Source organism: Xanthomarina arctica (genome assembly GCF_014638915.1).
Classification (GTDB): Bacteria; Bacteroidota; Bacteroidia; order Flavobacteriales; family Flavobacteriaceae; genus Xanthomarina; species Xanthomarina arctica.
In genome coordinates this window covers 175,201-187,889 of record NZ_BMFQ01000002.1, presented here as the reverse complement: position 1 = coordinate 187,889, position 12,689 = coordinate 175,201, and the positions used below count along the sequence as shown (strand labels likewise).

Here is a 12,689-nt window from a genome sequence, read left to right as displayed (position 1 = left end):
AAGATGAAACGCGTAGTAATAACCGGTTTAGGAGCCATAACTCCCATAGGAAATAATATTCAAAACTATTGGGACAATTTGCTCAATGGTGTATCAGGAGCTGATAAAATCTCTCGTTTTGATACCGGAAAGTTTAAAACAGATTTTGCCTGTGAAGTAAAGAATTACGATGCTTTAAATTATTTCGAAAGAAAGGAAAGTCGAAAATTAGACAGATTCAATCAATATGGACTCATTGCGGCAGAAGAAGCCATTAAAGATGCCCAATTGAATTTCGACACTTTAGATACCGATAGAATCGGAGTCATGTTTTCAAGTGGAATAGGTGGTTTTGAAACCATAGAGAAAGATATTATTGAGTTCAGCCAAAACCAATTTAACCCAAGGTTCAACCCTTTCTTTATTACTAAGATCATCGCAAATTCTGTTGCTGGCTATATCTCTATCAAACACGGTTTACGTGGTGTAAACACCTGTACGGTTACGGCTTGCTCCTCTTCCACCAATGGTTTAATTCAAGCCTATAATTATATTAAATGGGGAAAAGCAGATATTATTATTTCTGGTGGTTCTGAAGCACCCATTACCCAGTCGGCAGTTGGCGGATTTAACGCCATGAAAGCCTTATCGACCAACAATGAAAATTACAAAACAGCTTCTAGACCCTTTGATATCTCTCGAGATGGTTTTGTGCTCGGTGAAGGTGCCGGTGCTTTAGTCGTTGAAAGTCTAGAAAGTGCTCTAAAACGACATGCTAAAATATATGCCGAAGTCATTGGTGGCGGAGAAACTGCCGATGCTTACCATATTACTAGTACCCATCCTGAAGGAAAAGGCGCCTATCTTGCCATGAAAGAGGCTTTAAGGGAAGGTAATATTCAACCAAAAGACGTTAACTATATCAATGCACATGCAACCTCTACTGGTCCTGGAGATATATCGGAAACCAAAGCCATTCAATCCTTATTTAATGACCATTTGAAAAACATAAGCATTAGTGGTACAAAATCTATGACCGGACATCTTTTAGGTGGTACCGGAGCTATTGAAGCCATAGCAACATGTTTATCTATTCAAACAAATCAAATGGCACCTACAATTAACACAAAGGTGATTGATGAAGCTATTTCTTCTGATTTAAATGTGATACTTGAAAAAAAGGCAACCAAAACAGTGGATTATGCTTTGAGCAACACGTTTGGATTTGGAGGTCACTGTGCCTCCGTATTATTCAAAAAATATACAGAGTAAATTAAGACAGGAAGGCTACAATATGAATAAATTATAGCCTTCCTCCTCTTTTCAATTTTTGAGTATATTTATAGAATTATCATCCTACAAGTTTTTTTTAGCTATTTTAATGGCTGTATGAATTTCTTCAACTACAAAATCAGGTTCTATAAATGAGAACATCTCATTCTTCTCAAAATCCTTTCTCAGGGATTCTCTAATTCCTGAAATGATAACTCTTATATTTCTAGACTTATAGGTTTTAATTATTTCTTTAATACTCTGATATCCTGTAGCATCAATTAAGGGCACATAGCGCATTCTAATAATAATGACTTTTGGTTGCAAATGGGTATTGGTAATGGTTTCCTGAAACTGTCTAGCAGCTCCAAAAAATAGAGGCCCATTAATTTCATATAAAATAACGCCCTTAGGAAGGTCTAATAGTTCGTCATCAAAAAGATGTTCATCATTATTGTTTTCAGATGAAAAACCCTGAATATTAACAGATTCACTCATCCGTTTCATAAACATAAAACTAGATAATACAATTCCTATTTCGATGGCAATAACCAGATCAAAAATAACGGTTAGAAAAAAGGTAGTAAGCAAAATGATAATATCCATTCTATTCCCTTTTAAAATAGATCTAAATTGTTTCCATTCACTCATATGATAAGCAACAACAATTAAAATACCTGCTAAACATGACATCGGTATTAATTTCGCATAAGGAGCAAACAAAAGCATGATAGCTAATAAAACTAAAGCATGAACAATACCCGCAATAGGCGTACGTCCGCCATTTTTAACATTGGTTGCCGTTCTAGCAATGGCACCTGTAGCAGGAATCCCACCAAAGAGCGACGACATAATATTTGCAGCTCCTTGCGCTACTAATTCCATATTAGATCGGTGTTTCCCTCCAATCATAGAATCTGAAACCACGGCAGAAAGTAAGGATTCTATACTTCCTAATATAGCAATAGCAAAGGCTGGTTGAATAAGAGCTTGGATGGTCTCAAAATTCACATTTGGAATATGTGGGAGCCCTATTTGATTTGGAATATTTCCAAAATTACTTTCAATTGTATCTACAGGAATATCGAATAGTATAACAAAAATGGTAGATAATAGGATAGCAATGATAGAGCCCGGAACCTTTTTTATTATTTTTTGAAAATATAAAGTAATTAATATAGTTGCCACAGCAATACCAATGGCGTACCAATTTATTTTATGAAAATTATTAAAATACACCGTCCATTTTCCTATAAAATCGGCAGGGACTTTTTCTATATGGAGTCCAAAAAAGTCATTAATTTGAGAGGAAAAAATAATAAGCGCAATCCCACTTGTAAAGCCTACAATAAGAGAATATGGAATGTATTTCAGTAAATTCCCAAGTCGCGCAATCCCAAAACCGATTATGATAAAACCAGCCATAAAAGTAGCTATGGTCAAACCATCTGTACCATATTCTTGAACAATACCGTAAATAATAACAATAAATGCGCCGGTTGGCCCACCAATTTGAACCCGACTTCCTCCAAAAGTAGAAATAATAATTCCCGCAATAATAGCTGTTAAAATTCCTTTTTCAGGAGAAACACCAGATGCAATGGCAAAAGCAATTGCTAGTGGCAAAGCAACAATCCCCACTATTATCCCTGAAAGAAGATCTTTTGTTAAGGTTTCTTTGGATATCCCTTTTTTTAAAAGAGAAAATAATTTTGGTACAAATTCTTTACTCATTGAATTTCTGTTTAATTATTTGATAGCTATTAAATTTAATCACATATAAGAGCTTACCATTTTGTAGAATAATCAATGGTCATATTCAATAAAATAGCTCTAGAGACTCGCATTAACGGAATCTGTAACATGAAACTTAAGAGAATAATAAATGGATAAATAATTTTAAAAAAGCCACTCAGACTATCCAATGAAAATCCCAATATGATTAATGGGACAAAAATGATAAGTACTATAGGATAACTAATCCATAAAGCCGCCGTATAAAAACCTGGTTCCTGTTTAAAATCTTGCTGACAATGAGGGCATTTAACAGGCATTTCCAAGACTCTTGAAAATACTAGTAATCCAGGATTGTTGAATAAGTTTCCTATTTGGCAACGTGGGCATTTTAATTTTAAAATACTGTAAAGCTTGGTTCCCTTTTTCATTTACTATTTTATAACTGGATATTAACATGTTTTGAATGGTTGGATATACCTAGATTCAGAAGTCTTTCGTTCCAAGCACCAGCTTCTTAAGTTAAATCGAATACAAATATATAATAAATGTTACTAAAAAACTTAACATATGTTATATATTTATACGTTATTTATTATATATTTGACTAATGAAAAATTTCCATTCACAATTCGATTTTGAAAGTGAACTACTTTTTGACGCTCTAACTCCAGACGAGCAAAAATTAGTTTTTAATGCCATGGAACCATTAAGCATAAAGAAAGGAAGTCTTCTGTTTTATGAAGAAGGTATCCCTACAGGTATTTTCCAAATTAAAAAAGGAAAAGCAAAAAAATTTAAACGAGGTTTTTCTGGAACGGAACAAATCTTTTACATCTATACGCCTGGCGATGTTTTAGGATATCATGCCTTATTTGGAGAAGAACGGTATCAAGACTCCTGTGAAGCACTGGAGGATTTAGAAGTGAATTTTATTGCTAAAGATGTTTTTTTTAAATTGCTACAAGACATTCCAGCACTGCAACAAACCTTTATAAAAAATATTGGCCATGAGTTTGGAGTTCTTGCTAATATTATTGCTGTTCTTGCCCAAAAAAACTTAAACGCACGCTTGGCTATCAATTTGCTTATTCTTGAAAATCGGTTTCAAAAACAAGATAAAAAAAGTGGTATTGATTTAACAAGAGAAGATTTGGCTAATATTATTGGTACATCTTCTGAAAGCTTAGGAAGAAGTCTCAAGCAGTTTAAAGATGAAGGGATTATTGAAATAGAAAAACGCGTGATTTATTTAAAAAACAGAGAACAACTACTTCAATTATTAAAAAATTAAAAGCCAAACTAAATTCGTTATCTTAATTTAATGCGAATGTCTACCAACTAATTTAAAAAATCTGGATTTTTATAGGCCGGATTTGGGTATTTATAAAAACCTTCTCCCGTGGAAACTCCTAGCTTGTTTTTATCAATAAAATTTTCTTTTAAATATTTTACAGTTTTAATTTTTAACTCATCATTTGTACTGTCTGCCGCCATTTTTGTAATATTATATGCTGTTGTAATACCTACTACATCTAGTATGGCAAAAGGACCTAAAGGTGCACCAGTTGCTTTCATCCAAGTTTTATCTATAGTTTCTGGGTCTGCTACTTTATTTACCAACAAATCCGTAGCAGCGCCTAGCAATGGCACTAGCAAAGAATTGAGAATGTATCCTGGCTGTTCTTTATTTAAAGGCAATGCCAACATGCCAATAGCTTTAGCAAAGCTAACGACATCTTCAAAAACTTTTGGATCTGTATTAATATGTCCCATAATTTCTGCAGTGTTATGAATCCAAATAGTATTAGCAAAATGTAATGCTAAAAATTTTGAAGGTCTTCCTGTGACTTCTGCAAATTGACTTGGTAATAGTGTTGAAGAATTAGTAACAAAAACCGTTTTCTGGGGAGCGACTTTTGCCAGTTTTTTGTAAAAATCTATTTTAATTTTTGGATTTTCAGGAACAGCTTCAATAAGTAAATCGGCATTTTTTACAGCTTCGGCTAAATCTGAAGTGTAACTTAAATTTTGTCGCGTTTTATCTAGTTGTTGCTGGCTTGCATTTAAATCTTTTTTAAAAGCCTCGCTCATACTATTAAATTTTGACTTTGCCTTTTCTAAAACGTCATCATTAATATCATAAACAGTAACTTGAAAACCGTGAAACGCTGTTTGAAATGCTATTTGGTATCCTAAAACACCACTTCCAGCAATGGTTATATTTTTATAGTTCATTATTATCGTTTTAATTTAATTTTGTAATTAGCTCAAAAAAAGAATTTGAATAAAATGGATTACTTTAAATGTGAACGTAACATCCAAGCAGTTTTCTCATGTTGTTCCATCAATCCTGTAATATAATCACTGATTCCCTCAGCCTTCCATTTTTCTGCAATAGGTTTAATTTCTTCTCGTAAAAAAACTATGATGCTTTCATGATCTTCCAATAATTCTGAAAAAATACTTTGGCTATCATTTTTACCTTTTGTTTTTTCAGTAAGATGTGTTAATTCGGAATAGTTTTTTAAACTAGCAGGTACATAATGACCTATCATACGTATTTTTTCAGCTACAGTATCGATAATTTCCTGTTGCTCTTTATACAACGTTTCAAGATATAAGTGTACCGTATGAAAATCCGGACCTTCTATATTCCAATGAAAATTAAGTGTTTTTGAATAGAGTACGAATTCATCTGCCAATATTTTAGATAATTGGGTAGCAATACTTTGTCTGTTTTCTGATGAAATTCCGATGTTAGGTGTTTTCATTTTTTAAGGTTTAGTTTGATAATAACCCAAAGATATCAGAACCTTAAACCAATTTTACTGATATTAATCAGTATTGAAAATTTTAATAGAACTTTAACGCTTCTAATCTTTCTAAATTATTTATACCTTTCTTAATTCCTAGAAAATAAAATTCACTGTAAAAAATAGAATAAACTCTTTATTTTAATAAGGCTTTACAATATGCGGATCTAAAAAATCAATGTTAATTTCAATAAAAAAAAGAGTCCTAAAAAAGGACTCTAAATTTTTGAATTCAAATCATAATATGCCAATAAACAACTTATTGATTCATCATCATGTCATGGTCGTATTTACAACAACCTGGCAAATTATTGTATGCTTCTTCATTTCCTGAAACCTTTTCAGTATCATAACCAGAAGCAGCAATAGCATCATGAAAAGCCATTGGATCCGTTTTTGTATCATCAAACGAGATAGCGATTATCTTTTTATCTACATCCCAAGTTGCAACAGACACGCCTTCTACACTATTTGCCGCTTTTTCAATTGTTTCTTTACACATTCCACAATTTCCTCTTACACCAAATGAGACCTCAGCCATAGCCATGTCATTTACTACTTCAGTTTGATCTGTTTGTGTGGTTTCCGTTTCTTGTTTGCTATCGTTTTTACAGCTTGTTAATACCATTGCTGCAATTACAGCGATACTTAAAATTACCTTTTTACTCACGTTGACAACATTGTTTTTACTGTGTTCGTGATTTTTCTTTGAAAAATTCATTGTTTTAAATTTAATTGTTATTAATTTACTCTATTACTTGTTTTATCTCTCCACATTTCAGCATAGCCCCACCAAAATAAGGGTTTAAAACATGCTCTTCTTTACTTAACCAATAGGCGCCATTATCATTATCTGCCATAGGACAAAATTGATGGTACACCTTTTCATTAATCCCAAATACTTCAATAGCATTTGTTAAATTGGATGAAAGACTTTTAAAATATGTACTTTGTTCTTTACTTTTAGATGTGTTTGAAATTGAAGTGGTAGCTAATTTGATTTCTTTTTCTATAGACATCCAATGATTATGAGCCTCCTTATCTGTTAATAGTTTCATATCCACTTTTGACAAATTATCTAAAAGTCTTTTTGATTCGCTTATTACATCTTTGGAGTCATCTTTAACTAAGGCATCTTTCAATTTAATATAATCATTAAAAACTGCTTTTAGTTGATTTTGAAATTCCTTCGACACTTTAATTCTTTCATTTATATTAGACGTATTATCCTTATTAACTGAAACCATATCTTCCGTTCCAAGATGCCCTTCATGACCTGTCATAACTCTCACGCCTTCTTTGTTCATCATGGACTTTTTACCTTGCAACTGAGCCGCAGCATCTACAGTAAATGTGCCATTAGTAACTATTTCATTTCCTGCAAATAAACCGTCTAAAACTTCATAGTCATTCCCTAGCTGATTGCCTAAAACGATCTCGCGCATTTCAAAAACGGGTTGGTCTGGATTTGTTTTTATATAGACTACAGAACGTTCTCCTGTCCATAATACGGCCGACGAAGGAATAGTTAATGCTTGTTCTCTATTTGAGGCTGTTCCTTTTATTTTTCCTTCAACAAACATTCCAGGTTTAAAGGCGTCATCGCTATTATTAAGAACGACCCTTAATTTTAATGTTCTTGTTTTGGTATCAAATATTGGGTCAATAAAATCTACTTTCGCTTTAAATTCTTTGTTTGCATAAGCATTTGCAGTTATAGAAACTTCTTGCCCTTTTTTGAATAAATCGATTTGATTTTCATAAACATCAAAATTTGCCCAAACCGTATTTAAGTTTGCTATTTTAAGTAAGGGTTGACCTTGTTTTATATAGTCGCCTTGTTCTACTAATTTTTCAGTTACCGTTCCAGAAACCGTTGCATAAACAGGTACATTTTCTTGAACCCTACCAGATGCTTCAATCTGATTGATTTGGTTTTCTGAAAGCTTCCATAGTTTTAATTTATTTCTGACTGCTTTATATAATGCAGGTTGCGATTCCTTTAAGGAAGCAGTTGTAATAAGCTCTTGTTGGGTAGCATATAATTCTGGCGAATAAATAGTTGCTAATAATTGTCCCTTACTAACTGTTTCCCCGGTAAAACTAACATTCAATCGTTCTATTCTTCCTGAGAAATAACTGACTTGTACAGAATTAGCTTCTTCATTTTCAACAATTTTACCAGATAGTTTTATAACATTATCTTCCATCATACCCTTTCCAACAACCGTGGTTTGAATATTGGCTAATGCCATGGCATTCTGGGTCAACCTAAATTGATCTGCCAATAAACCTTCCGAATTACTTTCAACAAGGGTTAAATCCATCCCACAAATAGGACAATCGCCTGGTTCTGGTTGCATAATTTGTGGATGCATGGAGCAAGTCCACATTTCCTTAGTTTCAGCTACTTTTTCATGATTATGATTTGCTTCAATATTTGATGAACCACCAAAAAACAACCAGCCTAAAAGAACGCCAATAGCCAAAAGACCAATGTATATGATTACCTTATTATTTTTCATTTTCTAAACGTTTTATCATTGTTTTCATTTCTTCTATTTCTTTTTTCTGCGCTTTAATTATATCCTCGGCTAGCTCTTTTACTTCTGGATCTTGAATAGCAGCTCTTTCACTAGTCAATATCGCTATCGAATGGTGTGGAATCATGGCTTTCATCCAAAGTATATCTCCTACAATAGGCGCTTGTGTTCTAACCAAACTTAATGCACTAACAAAAAGGATAAAGCTCCCTGCTAGAATGGCGATGTTCTTATTTTTGTTCTTATACATTTTTCGCATAAAAAACCACATGATGACTGCCATAGTTGAAATACCTAAACAACTCATATAAAAACGTGTGAGACTAAAATACACGTGGTCTATGGAGTAGGTATTTAGATACATGGTGATATACATGGCTACAAAAGAGCAACCTAACATGATAATGAATGTTCTGTAATTATTGTTTTGTTTAGAGTTTTCCATAATTATTACTTTTATAGTTAAATTTTAGATTTTCTTAATCGTAACGCATTCGCAATAACAGAAACCGAGCTAAAACTCATTGCTAATGCTGCAATCATAGGTGATAATAGTATTCCGAAAAATGGGAATAAAACACCTGCTGCAATAGGTACGCCCAAGGTGTTATAAACGAGAGCAAAAAACAGGTTTTGCTTAATGTTTTTCATTACAGCATGACTTAAATTTCTGGCTTTAACGATTCCATGTAAATCGCCTTTAACCAAAGTTATCATGGCACTTTCTATTGCAACATCTGTTCCTGTTCCCATGGCAATACCAACATCACTTTTAGCTAAGGCTGGGGCATCATTGATACCGTCACCTGCCATAGCAACTACCTTTCCTTCTTTTTGAAGTTTCTCTACTTCTTTCATTTTATCTTCAGGTAACATGCTTGCTTTAAAATCGGTAAGATGAAGTTCTGTAGCTACAGCTTGTGCTGTATCGTGATTATCGCCTGTAAGCATAATGACTGCAATACCCTTTTCTTGAAGTTCTTTGATGGCTTTAGCGCTGGTTGCCTTAATCTTATCGCCTATCACAACATAACCAACAACTGTATTATCCACAGATAAATAGGATACTGTTTTACCTTGTTTTTGATAAGTCGTGGCTTCTTCCTCCATTTGCGAAGTAATTTCCGCATTGGCATATGCCATCATTTTAGGATTCCCTAATGCTACTTTTTTACCATCAATAATAGCTTCCACACCTTTTCCTGTAACGGCACTAAATCCATCCGATTTTAATAATTCAACATGCTGTTCTTTTCCGTATTTAACGGTTGCCTCGGCTAATGGATGTTCACTATGACTGTTTAAAGTAACAATGTATTGAAGCACGTCGCTTTCACTGAAACCGTTGTTAAATGAACCCATTTTTTCAACGGTTGGTTTTCCTTCGGTAATTGTTCCTGTTTTATCTATAATTAAGGTATCTACCTTGTCTAATTTTTCTAAGGCTTCAGCATTTTTAATCAGCACACCATTTTGAGCGCCTTTCCCCACGCCTACCATCACAGACATAGGTGTTGCTAAACCTAAAGCACACGGACAAGCAATTATTAACACGGCAATAGCATTAACAAAGGCATAAACATACACGGGTTCTGGACCCCAAATAGCCCAAATAGCCCAAATAGCAAAAGTTAGTAAAGAAATAAAAACTACAACAGGCACAAAGTAACCAGAAACTTTATCTGCTAGATTTTGAATTGGTGCACGACTACGACTCGCATTGTTAACCATATGAATGATTTGAGATAACAACGTATCACTTCCAACTTTTTCAGCTTTCATCAAAAAAGATTGATTCCCGTTGATTGTTCCACTACTTACCTTATCATCTATCGATTTGTTTACAGGAATTGGTTCTCCTGTAATCATAGATTCATCAATGGTTGTATCTCCTTCAGTAATTACGCCATCCACAGGAATTTTCTCACCTGGTTTTACTTTTAAAATATCATGTAATACAATCTTATCGATGGTTACTTCAACCTCTTCCCCATTTACTATTTTTATGGCTTTGTTGGGTGCTAACTTTAATAACTCTTTAACTGCCGAATTGGTTTTACTATGCGCACGAGCTTCTAAAAGTTGTCCTAAAAGCACAAGTGTTAGAATAACGGTTGCTGCTTCAAAATAGACGTGTACTGCCCCAGAATCCGTTTTGAATTGGTCTGGAAAAACGTCTGGAAAAAACATACCAAAAACACTAAATACCCAAGCCACACCTGAACCAATACCTATAAGCGTAAACATATTGAGGTTCCATGTTTTGATACTTTTATAAGCACGTTCAAAAAACATCCAAGTGGCAAAAAATACGACAGGAATGGATAATGCAAACTGAATCCAGTTCCAATATTTCTGTTCCATAACATCGTATAATGGATTGTTAGGGAGCATTTCGCTCATGGCGATTAAGAAGATTGGCAAGGTAAATACGACTGCAATCTTAAACTTTTTTAATAGCTTTTTATAGGTCTTTTCCTCTGCTGAACTATCTGCTTTCATGGGCACTAAATCCATACCACAAATAGGACAAGCGCCTGCTTCGTCTCTTACAATTTCTGGGTGCATGGGACAAGTCCATTGTTCTGATGTGGAAGTCGATAGATTTTGTTCTTCAACTAAATCCATACCACATACTGGGCAATCACCGGCTTGGTTATATGTTTTTTCACCTTCACAATGCATTGGACAATAGAAAGTTCCTGTTCCTTTGCTTTTTTTAATTCCCACGGAAGTGGGAATCTCATCCTTTTTATGATGCTCACCTGGTTTATGAATACTATATGTGCCTCCATCCTTTTTTAAAGCTTCTTGAAATGTTTCAATTGGAATATGTGATGCCATTTCAATCGTTGCTTCTGCCTGTTCTAAATTGACAGTGACATTTGAAACTCCTTCTACTTTTGAAAGTGTTTCTTCAACGTGACTTCTGCAACCGTTGCAAGTCATTCCGTGTATGTGATAGGTGTGTTTCATAATATCTTCATTTTTACATTTTCATTATTTCTTCTTCTTTATTTTCCATTCCCATATGCATATTTCCATCTTTATCAGTATGGGATTTCATAAAAATAAATTGAAAAAGAAAAATGAGAACAATTCCAATTGCTGCAACTATAAGCACAAACGGGTCGTTTATATATTTGAAATAAACGAATGCTGATAAAATAACGACATCCATTAGTATCGCTATTATAGGAATAATTGGATTAAATTTCACCTCTTTCTTTAGATGTCTAAAAAGGCCCCAATGAATAGCAATATCCATAATTAAATAGAAAATTGCGCCAATGGAAGCTATCCGAGTCAAATCGAACAAAACAGTTAAAAGTATTGCCAGAGAAACGGTAACAATTAGCGCAGGGTTTTTAAGATTTTTTATTCTATTCAGGCTAGGAACTTGTTTCATATTGCTTAACATTGCTAACATTCTTGAGGCAGAATACACGCTGGCAATTACGCCAGAAACTGTTGCTACCATTGCAAGCAAAATAGTTAATGTAGAACCCCATTCGCCAAATATTGGCTTTGCAGCAGCTGCCAATGCATAATCTTTGGCTACTATAATTTCTTCAATACTTAATCCACCAGCAACAGCTAAAGCCAAGGCAACATAAATAATTGTACAAACGGCAATTGAAATAATAATAGAGCGTCCTACATTCTTATGAGGATTTTTAATGTCTCCTCCTTGATTAGTGATTGTTGTAAAACCTTTAAAAGCAAGAACTGATAATGCCAATGCCGCAATAAACCCGAAACCTTCAGGTATTGATTGGCTGTTGGAAACCATATAATTACCCGTTATAGTAGGTAATCCTGAAATAGCCAAGCCAGCAATCGCCAATAAAGCAATACCTGCAACCTTAATAATCGCGGTATAGGTAGCTGTTGCTTCAATAACTCTATTACCAGAGATATTTACAATATAGGCTGTTCCAATAAGGACAACACCCAATAAAGATGCATAGCCCGCATATTCTTGTGGAAATAATCGCAATGCATAGGCACCAAAAGTTCCCGCTACTAAACTTTCGGCTACAACCATTGACACATACATTAACAATGAAAATGAACCAGCAAGAGTGCCTGGCTTGTAAGCTTTTGTCAAAAATTTAGCAACACCTCCAGAAGAAGGATAAGCGTTTGAAAATTTAACGTACGAATACGAACTAAATGCTACAACTACTGCTCCAGCCACAAAGACGATAGGAAATAAATCTCCAACCAATTCCGCTATCTGCCCCATTAAAACAAAAATACCAGCACCTATCATCACACCTGTACCTAATGATACAGAGCCCAATAATGAAAGCTTTTGATTATTTATGTTTAACGGTTTCAT

At 34.1% G+C, this 12,689-nt stretch carries 11 protein-coding genes; 2 read left to right on the top strand and 9 right to left on the bottom strand.

From position 1 onward, the window contains the following. Nucleotides 1–3: 3 nt before the first annotated feature. Nucleotides 4–1,251 carry a beta-ketoacyl-ACP synthase II gene (gene fabF / locus IEV77_RS07210; protein WP_188463323.1) on the top strand — a complete coding sequence of 416 codons (1,248 nt, stop codon included), beginning with the start codon at nucleotides 4–6 and terminating at the stop codon, nucleotides 1,249–1,251. A gap of 84 nt (nucleotides 1,252–1,335) precedes the next feature. On the opposite strand, the gene IEV77_RS07205 is transcribed toward fabF, so the two are convergent. Further along, on the bottom strand, nucleotides 1,336–2,985 hold the full coding sequence (locus IEV77_RS07205; protein ID WP_188463322.1) for a SulP family inorganic anion transporter: 1,650 nt from the start codon (nucleotides 2,983–2,985) through the stop codon (nucleotides 1,336–1,338). Nucleotides 2,986–3,038: 53 nt separating this feature from the next. Beyond that, a complete protein-coding gene (locus tag IEV77_RS07200) occupies nucleotides 3,039–3,416 on the bottom strand; it encodes a DUF983 domain-containing protein (protein WP_188463321.1) in 378 nt (125 codons plus the stop codon). A gap of 179 nt (nucleotides 3,417–3,595) precedes the next feature. Between IEV77_RS07200 and IEV77_RS07195 the strand changes: the two genes are divergently transcribed. After that, nucleotides 3,596–4,279 (top strand): Crp/Fnr family transcriptional regulator, encoded by a 684-nt coding sequence (locus tag IEV77_RS07195; RefSeq protein ID WP_188463320.1) that lies wholly within the window; start codon nucleotides 3,596–3,598, stop codon nucleotides 4,277–4,279. A gap of 47 nt (nucleotides 4,280–4,326) precedes the next feature. On the opposite strand, the gene IEV77_RS07190 is transcribed toward IEV77_RS07195, so the two are convergent. From IEV77_RS07190 to IEV77_RS07160, 7 genes are all read right to left on the bottom strand, one after another. Beyond that, the gene (locus IEV77_RS07190; RefSeq protein ID WP_188463318.1) at nucleotides 4,327–5,223 is read right to left on the bottom strand and encodes a 3-hydroxyacyl-CoA dehydrogenase; all 897 of its coding nucleotides are present in this window, start codon (nucleotides 5,221–5,223) and stop codon (nucleotides 4,327–4,329) included. A gap of 59 nt (nucleotides 5,224–5,282) precedes the next feature. Further along, nucleotides 5,283–5,759: a Dps family protein gene (locus IEV77_RS07185; RefSeq protein ID WP_188463316.1), complete on the bottom strand. Its 477-nt coding sequence runs from the start codon at nucleotides 5,757–5,759 to the stop codon at nucleotides 5,283–5,285. Nucleotides 5,760–6,060: 301 nt separating this feature from the next. Then, a complete protein-coding gene (locus tag IEV77_RS07180) occupies nucleotides 6,061–6,522 on the bottom strand; it encodes a heavy-metal-associated domain-containing protein (protein ID WP_188463314.1) in 462 nt (153 codons plus the stop codon). A 25-nt stretch (nucleotides 6,523–6,547) separates the two neighbouring features. Continuing rightward, on the bottom strand, nucleotides 6,548–8,326 hold the full coding sequence (locus tag IEV77_RS07175; RefSeq protein WP_188463312.1) for an efflux RND transporter periplasmic adaptor subunit: 1,779 nt from the start codon (nucleotides 8,324–8,326) through the stop codon (nucleotides 6,548–6,550). Continuing rightward, a complete protein-coding gene (locus IEV77_RS07170) occupies nucleotides 8,316–8,789 on the bottom strand; it encodes a DUF305 domain-containing protein (protein ID WP_188463310.1) in 474 nt (157 codons plus the stop codon). Before IEV77_RS07170 ends, IEV77_RS07175 begins: the two co-directional genes overlap by 11 nt. 17 nt (nucleotides 8,790–8,806) lie before the next feature. Continuing rightward, nucleotides 8,807–11,320 carry a heavy metal translocating P-type ATPase gene (locus IEV77_RS07165; protein ID WP_188463308.1) on the bottom strand — a complete coding sequence of 838 codons (2,514 nt, stop codon included), beginning with the start codon at nucleotides 11,318–11,320 and terminating at the stop codon, nucleotides 8,807–8,809. A 13-nt stretch (nucleotides 11,321–11,333) separates the two neighbouring features. After that, on the bottom strand, nucleotides 11,334–12,689 hold the full coding sequence (locus IEV77_RS07160) for an APC family permease (protein ID WP_188463306.1): 1,356 nt from the start codon (nucleotides 12,687–12,689) through the stop codon (nucleotides 11,334–11,336).